The organism is Rhodococcoides kyotonense (genome assembly GCF_900188125.1).
GTDB classification, from domain to species: Bacteria; Actinomycetota; Actinomycetes; order Mycobacteriales; family Mycobacteriaceae; genus Rhodococcoides; species Rhodococcoides kyotonense.
Window position 1 is genome coordinate 1 of record NZ_FZOW01000024.1, and the last position, 14,296, is coordinate 14,296.

The 14,296-nt window shown below is 64.8% G+C and carries 14 protein-coding genes and 1 rRNA gene; all 15 read left to right on the forward strand.

All coding sequences use genetic code 11. The features are described 5' to 3' along the window. Nucleotides 1-92, forward strand: a 5S ribosomal RNA gene (rrf, locus tag CHB96_RS26395); the annotation flags it as partial. 104 nt (nucleotides 93-196) lie between these two features. Further along, the gene (locus CHB96_RS26400) at nucleotides 197-1,135 is read left to right on the forward strand and encodes a tetratricopeptide repeat protein (RefSeq protein WP_089251934.1); all 939 of its coding nucleotides are present in this window, start codon (nucleotides 197-199) and stop codon (nucleotides 1,133-1,135) included. After that, complete coding sequence (locus CHB96_RS26405) at nucleotides 1,132-2,124, forward strand: HAD-IIA family hydrolase (RefSeq protein WP_089251936.1); 993 nt, start codon at nucleotides 1,132-1,134, stop codon at nucleotides 2,122-2,124. The genes CHB96_RS26400 and CHB96_RS26405 overlap by 4 nt, the downstream gene beginning before the upstream one ends. Nucleotides 2,125-2,188: 64 nt before the next feature. Beyond that, nucleotides 2,189-2,404, forward strand: a complete 216-nt coding sequence (locus CHB96_RS26410) for a hypothetical protein (protein ID WP_089251938.1) — start codon at nucleotides 2,189-2,191, stop codon at nucleotides 2,402-2,404. A 1-nt stretch (nucleotide 2,405) separates the two neighbouring features. After that, nucleotides 2,406-3,233, forward strand: coding sequence for a TlyA family RNA methyltransferase (locus CHB96_RS26415; protein ID WP_089251940.1), 828 nt, complete (start codon nucleotides 2,406-2,408; stop codon nucleotides 3,231-3,233). Further along, nucleotides 3,230-4,171, forward strand: a complete 942-nt coding sequence (locus tag CHB96_RS26420; RefSeq protein ID WP_089251942.1) for an NAD kinase — start codon at nucleotides 3,230-3,232, stop codon at nucleotides 4,169-4,171. Before CHB96_RS26415 ends, CHB96_RS26420 begins: the two co-directional genes overlap by 4 nt. 2 nt (nucleotides 4,172-4,173) lie before the next feature. Continuing rightward, on the forward strand, nucleotides 4,174-5,934 hold the full coding sequence (gene recN / locus CHB96_RS26425; RefSeq protein WP_176444512.1) for a DNA repair protein RecN: 1,761 nt from the start codon (nucleotides 4,174-4,176) through the stop codon (nucleotides 5,932-5,934). Between the two features lie 89 nt (nucleotides 5,935-6,023). Further along, the gene (gene steA, locus CHB96_RS26430) at nucleotides 6,024-7,208 is read left to right on the forward strand and encodes a putative cytokinetic ring protein SteA (RefSeq protein ID WP_089252054.1); all 1,185 of its coding nucleotides are present in this window, start codon (nucleotides 6,024-6,026) and stop codon (nucleotides 7,206-7,208) included. Continuing rightward, nucleotides 7,205-8,149: a copper transporter gene (locus CHB96_RS26435; protein ID WP_141136568.1), complete on the forward strand. Its 945-nt coding sequence runs from the start codon at nucleotides 7,205-7,207 to the stop codon at nucleotides 8,147-8,149. Before steA ends, CHB96_RS26435 begins: the two co-directional genes overlap by 4 nt. A gap of 153 nt (nucleotides 8,150-8,302) precedes the next feature. Next, a complete protein-coding gene (pyrG, locus tag CHB96_RS26440; RefSeq protein WP_089251946.1) occupies nucleotides 8,303-10,051 on the forward strand; it encodes a CTP synthase in 1,749 nt (582 codons plus the stop codon). Further along, complete coding sequence (locus CHB96_RS26445; RefSeq protein WP_089251948.1) at nucleotides 10,048-10,692, forward strand: NUDIX domain-containing protein; 645 nt, start codon at nucleotides 10,048-10,050, stop codon at nucleotides 10,690-10,692. Before pyrG ends, CHB96_RS26445 begins: the two co-directional genes overlap by 4 nt. A 5-nt stretch (nucleotides 10,693-10,697) precedes the next feature. Then, complete coding sequence (gene xerD, locus CHB96_RS26450) at nucleotides 10,698-11,612, forward strand: site-specific tyrosine recombinase XerD (protein WP_089251950.1); 915 nt, start codon at nucleotides 10,698-10,700, stop codon at nucleotides 11,610-11,612. A gap of 269 nt (nucleotides 11,613-11,881) precedes the next feature. Next, complete coding sequence (locus CHB96_RS26455) at nucleotides 11,882-12,781, forward strand: ParA family protein (RefSeq protein ID WP_371829057.1); 900 nt, start codon at nucleotides 11,882-11,884, stop codon at nucleotides 12,779-12,781. Next, on the forward strand, nucleotides 12,778-13,617 hold the full coding sequence (locus CHB96_RS26460) for a segregation and condensation protein A (RefSeq protein ID WP_089251952.1): 840 nt from the start codon (nucleotides 12,778-12,780) through the stop codon (nucleotides 13,615-13,617). The genes CHB96_RS26455 and CHB96_RS26460 overlap by 4 nt, the downstream gene beginning before the upstream one ends. After that, on the forward strand, nucleotides 13,610-14,293 hold the full coding sequence (gene scpB, locus CHB96_RS26465; RefSeq protein ID WP_089251954.1) for an SMC-Scp complex subunit ScpB: 684 nt from the start codon (nucleotides 13,610-13,612) through the stop codon (nucleotides 14,291-14,293). Before CHB96_RS26460 ends, scpB begins: the two co-directional genes overlap by 8 nt. Nucleotides 14,294-14,296: the final 3 nt, after the last annotated feature.

The following is a 14,296-nucleotide window of genomic DNA, read 5'->3' on the forward strand; positions in this document are numbered from 1 at the left end:
CGCCCGGTCCCATTCCGAACCCGGAAGCTAAGCCCTCCAGCGCCGATGGTACTGCACCCGACAGGGTGTGGGAGAGTAGGACACCGCCGAACACATTGTGGAAGAAGGGGACCCAGTCACTGGGTCCCCTTTTTTCGTTTCCCACCGTTTTTCTGATTTCATTGTGAAGCGACACGCTCGATCGAAAGGAACCGTTGTGCCGGAAGACAGCAACGACCGCCGCTCCTTCCGCGGGGACGGACCTTCTCGTTCCAACGACCCGCGGGGCCGATCCGGTGGGCGCCCGGGTGGAGAAGGACGCTCCGGCAACCCTCGTCGTTCGGACAATCCTCGTCGTTCCGACAGCGCAGGCCGCCCCGATCGTCGGGGAGACGGTCCGCCCCGTCGTCACGGTGGCGAAGGCGGGTTCGCAGACGATCGCCGTGGGGCACGTGGCCAGGCAGACCGCCGCCCGCCTCGTCCTGACGAGCCCGATCTGCCAGACGAGGTGGAGCCCGGTCAGCTCGAACCCGCGGTTCGTCGCGATCTATTGAGCCTGGACAAGACCAATGCAGCTTCCGTCGCACGTCACCTGGTGATGGCCAGTCGCCTGGTCGACGACGATCCGCAACTCGCACTGCAGCATGCGCGCGCCGCACGTCAGCGCGCTGGGCGCATCGCCGTCGTGCGTGAGACCGCCGGCATCACCGCGTACCACGCGGGCGAATGGGCCGAGGCGCTGTCGGAGCTGCGCGCCGCTCGCCGCATGGCAGGCGGGCCGGGTCATCTCGCTGTCATGGCCGATTGTGAGCGCGGCCTGGGTAGACCGGAACGTGCCATCGAGCTCGGTCGAAGCGACGAAGCGCGCGCGCTGACGGGTGACGACGCGTCGGAACTTCGCATCGTCGTTGCCGGCGCTCGCATGGACCTGAGCCAATACGACCAAGCCGTCGTGACACTTCAGACTCCGGATCTCGATGCTTCGCGGTCCGGTACCGCAGCGGCCCGACTGTTCTACGTCTATGCCGACGCGTTGGTGGCAGCCGGCCGAGTCGAAGAGGGTGTCAAGTGGTTCCTCAATGCTGCTGCAGCCGACGTCGACGGTGAAACCGACGCGGAAGAGCGCGTCGAAGAACTGTCCGGTGACGGGAAGTGACGACACTCCGGTCTGCATACGACGTACTTCTGCTCGATCTGGACGGCACCGTCTACCAGGGTGAAGATCCCATCGTCGGCGCCGTCGAGGCCTTGAAGGGTGGCAGCGAGAAGCAATACTTCGTCACGAACAACGCGAGCCGCTCACCCGAACACGTGGCGGCGCACCTTCGTCGTCTCGGCTTCGACACGTCCGAAGAGTTCGTCGTCACGAGCGCGCAGGTCGCAGCGCGCATGCTGGCAGAGAAACTGACTCCTGGTGCGTCCGTCGTCGTCGTCGGAACCGAAGCTCTGGTGGACGAGATCTCGAACGTCGGTTTGACTCCGGTGCGTTCGGCCGAGGGATCACCTGCGGCGGTGGTCCAGGGGCACAACGTCGACACCGGATGGAAGGCACTCGCGGAGGCGGCGTTCGCCATCAGGGCGGGTGCCATCTGGGTCGCCACGAACATCGATGCGACGTTGCCCGTCGAGCGTGGTCTTGCCCCGGGTAACGGTTCGATGGTTGCTGCTGTTCGCCATGCGACCGGTGCTGAACCCGATGTCGCGGGCAAACCTGCAGCTCCGATCATGCGAGACGCGATCAGGCTCAGTTCCGCGTCGGCGCCGCTGGTCGTCGGCGACCGTCTCGATACCGACATCGCCGGTGCGAACACGACCGGAATCCCGTCGTTGCTGGTGCTGTCCGGCGTCAGTAGTGCAGTCGATGCGCTGCGTGCGATCGAGTCCGAGCGTCCGACGCATATCGGTTTCGACCTCGATGTGCTCAACCAACCTGCGGACGTGTCGTCGGTCGGTGCCAAGCCGGGCTGGTCGGCGACCGTCGGTGCCGGCGTTCTGACCGTTGCTCATGACGGTTCCACCCCGGTGGTGGCGCTCGATGGACTGCTGACTGCTGCCTCCGTGGGTTGGGCGTCGACCGGCTGGGAGACGATCGAGGTCGTCGGGTCCGGCGTCGACGAGCTGCGCGACCTTCTGGAAGCTCGATAGTTCTCCGCGCGGCACGGTACTGCGCTGGGACATCTGTCGGTTCCATCCGATAGCGTTGTCGGCGATGAGCACGCCCATTCCACTCCCAGGCCAGCATCGTCCGCACGATGTCGGTACGCCCATGGTCGAACCGTCTGCCGTCTCGGCAGAGGTCGACCGACTGTTGGATCGGCTGCCCGGTCGTGATGCACCGCCGATGGACGTGAAGGTTCAGGCACAGATTCTCGAACGTGCTCATGACGTGCTGGTGCAGGCGCTGTCGTCCGTGGACAAGAGCTGACGTGGCACGACGCGCACGCGTCGACGCCGAACTCGTACGTCGAGGTCTGGCTCGCTCACGCGAACATGCCGTGGAGTTGATCGACGCAGGCCGGGTGAAGATCGCGGGCACTGTCGCCACCAAACCAGCGACTGCCGTCGAAGCAGGTACTCCGTTGGTCGTGACCGCAGAGGACAACGAGGTCAACTGGGCGTCCCGTGGCGCGCACAAGTTGCTCGGGGCTCTCGACGTCTTCGAGCGCGGGGGCTTCGCCGTGTCCGGTAGGCGCTGCCTCGACGCGGGTGCGTCGACCGGTGGTTTCACCGATGTGTTGTTGAGCAAAGGGGCGGGCGAGGTAGTCGCGGTCGACGTCGGATACGGCCAGCTCGTGTGGCGTCTCCAGTCCGACGACCGGGTGCACGTCATCGACCGTACGAATGTGCGGTCCATCGACTCCGAGGTCATCGGTGGACCTGTCGAGGTCGTCGTCGCCGATCTGTCGTTCATCTCGCTGAAGCTGGTGCTCCCGGCGTTCGTCGCGTGCGTTGCTCCCGGCGCCGATCTGGCGTTGATGGTCAAGCCACAGTTCGAGGTCGGAAAGGACCGCGTCGGATCCGGCGGAGTGGTGCGCGATCCTGCATTGAGGGCCGAATCGGTGATCGAGGTCGCCGACTCTGCACGAGGACTTGGTTTGTCCCTGCGAGACGTGACGGCAAGTCCACTTCCCGGGCCCTCGGGCAACGTCGAGTACTTTTTGTGGCTACGATCGCAGTCTGTCGAGCAGGAGGACGAAACCGTGCGCGACAGTGTCGCCCTGGTGCAGCGTGCCGTCGAGGAGGGCCCACAGTGACAACCGCGGTGCGAGAGATTCTGCTCGTCGCTCATCCCGGCCGCCCCGACATCACCGATACGGTTCGGCGGGTCGGAAAAGTGCTGTCCCAGTCGGGAATCCGCCTACGAGTACTGGTCGACGAGGTGGACTCGTCACGCATCGAGGCCTCCGGCCGTCATGATGCGGATGATTCCCTCACATCCGAGCTCGAACTCAGAATCGTCGAGTTCGCGCCCGAGGCGGCCGTCGGATGTGAGCTCGTCCTCGTACTCGGAGGCGACGGCACCTTCCTGCGTGCCGCCGAGTTGGCCAAGGGCGCTGACATTCCGGTCCTGGGGATCAATCTCGGCCGCATCGGATTCCTGGCCGAGGCCGAGGCAGAGCACCTCGAAGATGCTCTGGCACGCGTCGTGAGCGGCGATTACCGGGTCGAAGCTCGCATGACCCTCGATATCGTCGTGCGCGTCGGTGAACGCGTCGTCGACCGTGGGTGGGCGTTGAACGAGGCGAGCATCGAGAACGGCTCACGTCTGGGTGTTCTCGAAGTGGTTCTCGAGGTCGACGATCGCCCGGTGTCGGCATTCGGTTGCGACGGGGTCCTGATTTCGACGCCGACCGGGTCGACGGCGTATGCGTTCTCGGCCGGTGGACCGGTGGTCTGGCCCGAACTCGAAGCGATCCTGGTCATTCCGAGCAATGCGCATGCGCTGTTCGCGCGGCCCCTGGTCACCAGTCCGGAGTCGATCATCGCCGTCGAGACGGTGGCAGGAAGCCATGACGGAGTGGTGTTCTGCGACGGTCGTCGAACATTGCAGTTGCCGGCCGGTGGCCGCGTCGAGGTGGTTCGAGGAGCTGCGCCCATCAAGTGGGTTCGGCTCGACTCGTCACCGTTCGCCGACCGTATGGTCACCAAATTCGAATTGCCCATCACAGGATGGCGGGGGAGAGCGAGGTAATCATGCTCGAAGAGATTCGAATCGACAGCCTCGGTGTCATTTCTTCGGCAAGCGCCCAGTTCCACGAAGGCCTCACTGTTCTGACCGGTGAGACCGGCGCGGGCAAGACGATGGTCGTCACAAGTCTGCATCTGCTCTCCGGGGCGCGGGCCGACGCAGGTCGTGTACGGCTCGGTGCCGACCGTGCCGTCGTCGAGGGTCGATTCAGTACGGAAACCGCGTCGGCGCAAGTCACCGACGAGGTCGAGCAGGTTCTGGAATCGGCAGGCGCGCAACGAGACGAGGACGACTCGATCATCGCTGTGCGTACCGTCAACGCTGATGGTCGCTCGCGCGCTCATCTCGGGGGACGCAGTGTGCCGGCTTCGGTGCTGTCGGGTTTCACCGACTCGCTGCTCACCGTGCACGGTCAGAACGATCAGCTTCGGCTTCTGCGAGCAGATCGACAACTGGACGCGTTGGACCGATTCGCGGGCGAGTCCGTATCGGGTCCGTTGAAGAAGTATCGCGCGGCCCGTGCCGAGTGGCTCGCTGCGCGGACCGAGTTGATCGACCGAACCGAGCGTAGCCGCGAACTTGCGCAGGAAGCCGACCGTCTGCAATTCGGACTGCAGGAGATCGACGCTGTGGCACCCGAAGCAGGTGAGGACGTCACCGTCGCAAACGATGTACGACGCCTCGGCGACCTCGATTCCCTGCGCGAATCCGCCGAGTACGCCAGTGGGGCGTTGTCCGGAGACGATGCGGGAGAAGGCCTGTCCGTTCTCCATCTGCTCGGTGAAGCGCGTAGCCGTCTCGATGCAGCGGACGACGCAGTTCTGACCGAACTCGTGCCACGGTTGAACGAGGCGCTGGCTGTCGTCACCGACGTCGGGGCCGACATCACGTCGTACCTCGCTGATCTGCCGTCGGATCCCAGCGCGTTGGAAACGCTGTTGAACCGTCAGGCCGAGTTGAAAGGCCTGACTCGGAAGTACGCGGCGGACGTCGACGGCGTCATCGCGTGGGCAGAGGATGCGCGCGAGCGTCTGGGCAAGATCGACGTGTCCGCGGATGCGCTCGCCGAGCTCTCTGCCCGTGTCGACTCGACCGCCGTCGAAGTTGCTTCTGCTGCAAGCAAACTGACGGCCGCCCGTGCCAAGGCTGCCGCGAAACTCGCGAAGGCGGTCAGTACCGAACTGGCCGGTCTCGCGATGGGCAAGGCAAAGCTCCAACTGGATCTGCGGACCATGGCCGCAGGACCGAACGACAGTGCGCCGTTGATCGTCGACGGCAAGGAATTGCACGCAGGGCAGAGCGGCGTCGACGAGGTCGAGTTCAAGTTGTCCGCTCATGACGGTGCGCAGGCCTTGCCGATCAGCAAGAGTGCGTCGGGCGGTGAATTGTCCCGCGTGATGTTGGCACTCGAGGTGGTCCTCGCAGGGTCGGACAAGGGCGCAACGATGGTGTTCGACGAGGTCGACGCAGGCGTCGGTGGTCGAGCCGCCGTCGAGGTCGGTCGTCGTCTGGGTCGTCTGGCGCGGACGCACCAGGTCATCGTCGTCACCCACCTTCCGCAGGTAGCGGCGTTCGCGGACACGCATCTCGTCGTGAACAAGGCCGATGGAAAGAGGGGTGCGGCGAACAGCGGTGTGAAGTCGTTGTCGGCGTCGGAGCGCGTCGTCGAACTCGCTCGTATGTTGGCGGGATTGGACGATACGGAGACCGGGCGCGCGCATGCCGAGGAGCTGTTGGCTACGGCGAGGGCCGACCGGGAGAACTGATTTGCAGCTTGGTACTCGTGTGACCAGTGTGGTAATTGTTTCGGCGCGCCTCCACCGTGGTGCGTGACGTCGGCGTCATCATGGGAGCCATGAAGATGCCCGCTCTGTTATCACGAAGTCAGGATTCGCTACCCGGAATCAGTGGTATCGCCCGGGTCGATCGCAACACCGCCAAGCTGCTCAAACGGGTAGGCCCAGGGGACATCGTCGTGCTCGACGAGTTGGACCTCGACCGGCTGACCGCGGATGCGCTCGTCGCGGCGGGCGTCCTTGCGGTCGTCAACGCGTCGCCGTCCATCTCCGGTCGTTACCCGAACCTCGGCCCGGAGGTGATCGTCGCCAACGGCATCACGTTGATCGACTCCGCAGGTACCGAGGTCTTCAAGAAGATCAAGGACGGCACCAAGATCCGCCTGAACGAAGGCGGTGTCTACAACGGTGATCGCAGGCTCGCGAAGGGCGAGGAGCAGAGCGAAGCCGAAATCTCGGACCGGATGATCGAGGCCAAGACCGGCCTCGTCGATCACCTGGAAGCGTTCTCGGGCAACACCATCGAATTCATCCGGACCGAGAGTCCGTTGCTGATCGACGGTGTCGGGGTACCCGACATCGACATCGTGCTGCAGGATCGCCACGTCGTCGTAGTCGCCGACGGCCCGGGACATGCCGACGACCTCAAGGCGCTCAAGCCGTTCATCAAGGAGTATGCGCCGATCATCATCGGCGTCGGCGCGGGTGCCGACACGGCGATGAAGGCCGGCTACCGACCCGATCTCATCGTCGGCGATCCCGAGGAGATCACGGCTCAGACGTTGAAGTGCGGTGCGGAGGTCGTGCTCCCGGCCGATTCCGACGGCCATGCCAACGGTCTGGAACGCATTCAGGATCTCGGGATCGGAGCCATGACGTTCCCGGCCAGCGGTGCGCCCGCTGATCTCGCCCTGCTGCTCGCCGACCACCACGGTGCGTCGCTCATCGTCACCGTCGGTAGCCCGGCAAGCCTCGACGAGTTCTTCGACCGCGGCCGCCGCAACACCAACCCGGCAGCATTCATGACACGTCTCAAGGTCGGTGCCAAGCTCGTCGACGCGAAAGCTGTTGCGACGCTGTACCGGAGCCGTGTGTCCGGCGGCGCGGTGGCACTGGTCGTGCTCGCTGCGCTCGTCGCGATCATCGTCGCGCTGATGGTGTCGAACATGGGCACCGAGGTCGTCGACTGGGCCGTCGATCTGTGGAATCGCTTCGCGCTCTGGGTTCAGGGGCTGCTCGCGTGATTTCGATGCGTCAACATGCCATTTCGATCGCAGCGATCTTCATCGCTCTCGCGATCGGCGTGGTCCTCGGTTCCGGACTGTTGTCGAGTGGCCTCGTGTCGGGCCTTCGCGACGACAAATCCGGACTCGAAAACGAAGTCGACACACTGCAGAGCACCAACAATCAGTTGGGTGAACAACTCAACTCGGCCGACGGTTTCGACGCCGCCGTGTCGGGCCGGGTGGTTCGCGATGCTCTGGCGGAGAGAAGCGTCGTCGTCATCACGACGCCCGACGCCGATCCCAGTGACGTCGACGGCGTGACACGGTCTGTACAGGCGGCCGGCGCAGCAGTCACCGGCCGCGTGTCGCTGACGGATTCGTTCGTGTCGGCAGCAAGTGGCGACGACCTGCGTACTCGGCTGACCAACGTCGTGCCCGCCGGGACACAGCTGCGCACCGGCGCCGTCGATCAGGGCAGCATGGCAGGCGACCTCCTGGGTTCGGTGTTGTTGCTCGATGCGCAGACGGCGGAACCACAGTCGACCCCCGAAGAACTGTCGCTTGCGCTCGAGACGCTGCGCAGCGGGGGCTTCATCGCGTACGACAACGGTGCCGTGGCTCCGGCTCAGCTGGCCGTCGTCGTCACCGGTGGCAACGCGGCATCCGACGACGGGAATCGCGGGGCCATCGTCGCCCGCTTCGCCGGTGGACTCGACGGCAGGGGAGCAGGAACGGTTCTGGCGGGCCGCACCGGAGCTGCCGAAGGAAACGGTCCCGTAGCCGTCGTCCGCGCGGACGCAGCGCTGTCGTCCGGCGTCAGCACCATCGACAACGTCGACCGCGAGGCAGGCCGCATCACCACGACGCTTGCGTTGCAGGAACAGTTGGACGGTGCAGCCGGCCGGTACGGCACGGGCCCGAACTCGACGGCCATCACCGTCGGGGCACCAGCACGGTGATTCTCGCCGCTTCCGAGCGCGCGTCGTTCGCGATATGGGCCCGACTGGTGTTACCGTGAAGACCCGTGGGTAGCAGGCCCATTATGGACGCAATACCTCTCTTGCCAGCTCTCTGGCAGGAGCAAGCCCTGCAGATTGGTCACGGGAGCATCATTGTCACGCCTTCAGTCGCGATCTGACACCAAGCACATCTTCGTCAGTGGGGGCGTCGCGTCCTCGCTCGGTAAGGGCCTTACGGCATCGAGCCTCGGGCAGCTTCTGACAGCACGCGGACTGCGCGTCACCATGCAGAAGCTCGATCCCTATCTGAACGTGGATCCGGGCACCATGAATCCGTTCCAGCACGGTGAAGTGTTCGTCACCGAAGACGGCGCCGAAACCGACCTCGATGTCGGCCACTACGAGCGCTTCCTCGATCGTGACCTCTCCGGGTTCGCGAACGTGACCACCGGCCAGGTGTACTCGGCAGTCATCGCCAAGGAACGCCGCGGTGAGTACCTCGGTGACACGGTGCAGGTCATTCCGCACATCACCGACGAGATCAAGAGTCGCATTCTCGCGATGAACGGCCCGGATCTCCAGGGACATCAGCCCGACGTCGTCATCACCGAGATCGGCGGCACCGTCGGCGACATCGAGTCGCAGCCGTTTCTCGAAGCCGCCCGTCAGGTGCGCCACGACGTCGGACGTGAGAACGTCTTCTTCCTGCACGTCTCGCTCGTTCCGTTCCTCGCGCCGTCGGGCGAACTGAAGACGAAGCCGACGCAGCACTCCGTCGCAGCATTGCGCAGCATCGGTATCCAGCCCGACGCACTCATCCTGCGCTGCGACCGCGAGGTCACCCCGGGACTCAAGAACAAGATCGCGCTGATGTGCGACGTCGACGTCGACGGCTGCATCTCGACGCCCGACGCACCGTCGATCTACGACATCCCGAAGGTCCTGCACAAGGAAGGCCTCGACGCCTACGTCGTGCGCAAGCTCGGTCTGCCCTTTCGCGACGTCGACTGGACGGTGTGGGGCGGTCTGCTCGAGCGCGTCCACGAGCCCCGCGAGACCGTCCGCGTCGGACTCGTCGGCAAGTACGTCGATCTTCCCGACGCGTACCTGTCCGTCACCGAAGCTCTGCGTGCCGGCGGTTTCGCGCATCGCGCCAAGGTCGAGATCAAGTGGGTGCCCTCGGACGAGTGCCAGACCCCTGCGGGCGCGCAGGCAGCGCTCGGTGACGTCGACGCCGTGCTCGTGCCCGGTGGGTTCGGTATTCGGGGCATCGAAGGCAAGCTCGGAGCCATCGAATACGCGCGTACGCGCAAGGTACCGCTGCTCGGACTGTGCCTCGGCCTGCAGTGCATGGTCATCGAAGCTGCCCGTTCGGTCGGTTTGGACGACGCCAACTCCGCCGAGTTCGAGTCCGACACCAAGTACCCGGTGATCTCGACCATGGCGGATCAGGAAGACGTCGTCGCCGGTGAAGCCGACCTCGGTGGCACCATGCGTCTCGGTGCGTACCCCGCGAAGCTGATCAAGGGTTCCGTCGTCGCCGGAGCATACGGTTCGACGGACGTCTCCGAGCGTCACCGTCACCGTTTCGAGGTCAACAACACCTACCGTGACCGAATCTCGAAGAGCGGTCTGGTGTTCAGCGGAACCTCACCGGACGGCCATCTCGTCGAGTTCGTCGAGCTTCCCGCGTCGAAGCACCCGTTCTTCGTCGGCACACAGGCCCACCCGGAGCTCAAGAGTCGTCCGACGCGCCCGCACCCGCTGTTCGCAGCGTTGATCGATGCGGCGCTGAAGTACAAAGCGGCAGAACGGCTTCCGGTCGACGTCCACGGCGACGACGCTGCAGCGAAGGATTCGGAGTTCCCGGTGTCGGGAGCAACCGCCGAGAGCATCGGATGACGTCGTCGGGTCAGGGTGCACGGTTCGAATTCGAGACCGTCGCGTCCGACACCGTCTACGAAGGCGCGATCCTGGCCCTGCGACTCGACAAGGTGAAGATGCCGGGCGGGCGCGAGGCCGAGCGCGAGGTCGTCGAGCATCACGGTGCTGTCGCGATCGTGGCGCTCGACGATCAAGACAGAATCGCGATGATCGAGCAGTACCGCCATCCGATCGGGCGTCGCCTGTGGGAGCTGCCCGCCGGGCTGCTCGACGAGCTGGACGAGCCACCCGTCGAGGCAGCCAAGCGAGAACTCGCCGAGGAGACCGGCTTGGCAGCAGCGCGCTGGTCTGTTCTCGTCGACGTCATGGCGTCTCCGGGCTTCACCGACGAGTGCGTCCGCATCTTCCTCGCGGAAGGTCTCACGGAGGTCGAGCGTCCGGAAGCGCGCGACGAGGAAGCCGACATCGAGTTGTCGTACGTCCCAGTGGACGAGGCAGTGGCTCGAGCGTTGTCCGGCGAGATCGTCAATGCGTCCGCTGTGTCCGGGGTTCTCGCGTTGGTGGCGTCCCGAGCCGCATCGACGAGCTTGCGCCCTGCCGACGCTCCGTGGCCGGATCTGCCGACTACCTTCGAGCGTCGGAAGAAGTCCGACGGGTAGACGGCATGCTGGGTGACCAGATGTCGACGTATCTCGACCACCTGGAGGTCGAGAGGGGCGCTGCCCGGAACACGTTGTCCTCGTACCGTCGTGATCTGCGCCGGTACGAGGCGTTTCTCGCCGACCACGCGATCGACGACCTGGCCGAGGTGGCCGAATCGGACGTCGCCGATTTCGTCGTCGATCTGCGCCGCGGCAGCGACGAGTTCCCTGCTCTCGCAGCGAGTTCGGCCGCCAGAACGCTGATCGCAGTCCGCGGTCTTCACCGATTCGCCGCGGCCGAGGGGCTCGTGTCGAGCGACGTCGCGAGCGCCGTCAAACCACCGACCCCGAGTCGACGACTGCCGAAGTCGCTTCCGCTCGAGCAGGTGGTCGCGATTCTGGACTCCGCGTCCACCGAGGGGGCCGATGCGCCACGCGGCTTGCGGGACAAGGCGATTCTGGAACTTCTGTACTCCACGGGGGCTCGCATCTCCGAGGCTGTCGGGCTCGACGTCGACGACATCGACACGGAGACACGGTCGGTGTTGCTGCACGGCAAGGGAGACAAGCAGCGGCTCGTTCCGGTCGGCAGGCCTGCGATCGAGGCGATCGACGCGTATCTCGTGCGCGGCAGACCTGGATTGGTCAAACGGTCGACGCCTGCGCTGTTCTTGAATGCTCGCGGTGGCCGGTTGTCGAGGCAGAGCGCCTGGCAGGTGCTGCACTCGGCCGCCGAACGCGCGGGCATCACGACGCCGGTCTCACCACACACACTGCGGCACTCGTTCGCGACCCATCTGCTCGACGGGGGCGCCGACGTCCGCGTCGTACAAGAGCTGTTGGGGCATGCGTCGGTGACGACGACACAGATCTACACACTCGTGACCGTCAACACCTTGCGCGAGGTGTGGGCGGAAGCGCACCCACGCGCTCGATGACTGCTCAGGCGGGTTTTGCGCGTGTCCCGCGATGTAGCGCACGGGCAACACGGTAGCGTTTACCCGACGGTCGCCTTGCGGCCGAACGGGCCGAGGTCAACGGACAGGGGAGCGTAGGAGAAGTGTCGACACCGCAGCCGCCAGCGGCGGAGTCAGCCTCAGGATCGACCCTGGGTGACTCGACGCCGGTGAGTCCGCCGTCGACCGATGTTCCCACCGAAGTCCGACCGGACGGGTTGCCCGCAGTTCACCCGCCCAACGACGGCGCGTTGTTCCATACGCGTCAACCCGAGACAAGCCGTGAGACGAGAGAGACCATTCCTGCGGCCAACGAGCTAGGACCCACGGGTCGTAAGACCCGCGAAGTTCCCGAACCGACCCCGCTGCCCAGTCATGGGCCGGCGAAGATCATCGCGATGTGCAACCAGAAGGGGGGCGTCGGCAAGACGACGTCGACCATCAATCTCGGTGCATCCCTCGCCGCCTTCGGACGGCGTGTCCTGCTGGTCGACTTGGACCCGCAGGGCGCTCTTTCCGCGGGCTTGGGCGTCGCGCATCACGAGTTGGATCTGACGGTCTACAACCTTCTCGTCGAACCGAAGGTCTCGGCCGACGACGTGTTGATGCGCACGCGCGTCGAGAATCTCGATCTGCTTCCCAGCAACATCGACCTGTCGGCCGCCGAGATCCAGTTGGTCACCGAAGTCGGACGCGAGCAGACTCTGGGACGGGTGCTGCATCCGGTCCTCGATCGGTACGATTACGTGCTCATCGATTGCCAGCCGTCGCTCGGTCTGCTGACGGTCAACGCGTTGACCTGCGCCGACGAGGTCATCATTCCGATGGAATGCGAGTACTTCAGCCTCCGCGGCCTGGCGCTTCTCAACGACACCGTCGAAAAGGTCCGTGATCGTCTCAATCCGCGACTGAAGCTGGCGGGCATCGTCGTGACGATGTTCGACGCCCGTACGCTGCACTCGCGTGAGGTCATGACGCGAGTCGTCGAGGTGTTCGGCGACGTGGTCTACGACACCGTCATCACGCGGACGGTGAGGTTCCCCGAGACGTCCGTCGCCGGTGAGCCCATCACCACGTGGGCGCCGAAATCCTCTGGGGCACTGGCCTACAAGGCGTTGGCCCGAGAGGTCATCTATCGGTCCGGCCCGTGAGTGCTCCCGCAACCACCGATGCGCCGATCGAGGTTCCGGACAACGAGGATCCGTCGAGGTTCCGCGTACGGTTGCTCAATTTCGAAGGCCCGTTCGATCTCCTGTTGACGTTGATCAGCCAGCATCGCCTCGACGTCACCGAGGTAGCGCTGCACACCGTCACCGACGACTTCATCTCGTTCACCAAGAGCCTCGGGCACGAGGTCGGTCTCGACCAGACGACCGAGTTCCTCGTCGTCGCAGCGACATTGCTGGATTTGAAGGCAGCCCGGCTACTGCCGTCGGGAGACGTAGAGGATGCCGAGGATCTGGCGTTGCTCGAGGTCCGAGACCTGCTGTTCGCGCGCCTGTTGCAGTACCGCGCATACAAGCAGGTGGCCCAACTCTTCGGTGAGCTCGAGGCCGCAGCGCTGCGTAGGTACCCGAGGTCGGTGTCCGTCGAAGATCGCTACACGGACTTGATCCCCGAGGTGCTACTCGGCGTCGATCCCGCCCGTTTCGCGGACATCGCTGCCGCGGCGTTTCGTCCGAAGCCGGTGCCCAAGGTCGGACTCGATCACATCCACCAGCATTCGGTGTCGGTTCCCGAGCAGGCGAAGTGGATCATGGCGAAACTCGAAAGCAACGGCAAAGGAACGTGGACGCCGTTCTCCGAGCTCACCGAGGGATGCGAGCACACCGTCGAGATCGTCGCTCGTTTCCTCGCCCTGCTCGAGCTGTTCCGTGAACAGGTGTTGGCGTTCGACCAGCCGGAGCCGCTGGGGGATCTGATGGTGAGTTGGACCGGTAACGCCGAGCCAGACCAGGTACTCGTGTCGGCGGTGGATTATGGATGAGGACTCTGTGCAGCTCGACGAGGTAGCCGAGGACGAATCGGAACTCGACGACGCCACGCTCGAAGCTGCTCTGGAGGCGGTGTTGCTCGTCGTCGACTCGCCTGCATCGAACGATCAGCTCGCGTCGGCGGTCGGCAGCGACGTTTCTCGGGTCGAGCCGACGCTGCAGCGAATGTCGGCTGGGTTCACCGAACGAGGCAGTGGAATCGACCTTCGCTACGCGGGCGACGGATGGCGTTTCTACACCCGAACCGCGTATGCCCCGTACGTCGAGCGGCTGCTTCTCGACGGGGCTCGGTCGAAGCTCACACGTGCGGCATTGGAGACTCTGGCCGTTATCGCATATCGTCAACCGTTGACCCGCGCGCGGGTCAGCGCTGTGCGCGGCGTCAACGTCGACGGCGTGATGCGCACATTGCTCGCTCGCGGGCTGATTTCGGAAGCCGGAGTGGATCCGGAATCGAATGCGACGATGTACTCCACCACCGAGTTGTTCCTGGAGCGACTCGGCCTGGCATCCCTGACGGATCTACCGCCCTTGGCGCCGTTGCTGCCGGGTGTCGATCTGATCGACGAGATCAGTGACAGCATGGACACGGACCCGAGAGTGACCCGCTCCACCAAGAACCGCGGATCGAAACCCGATCCGGTAGCCGAGCTCGACTCGGACGACTGAATA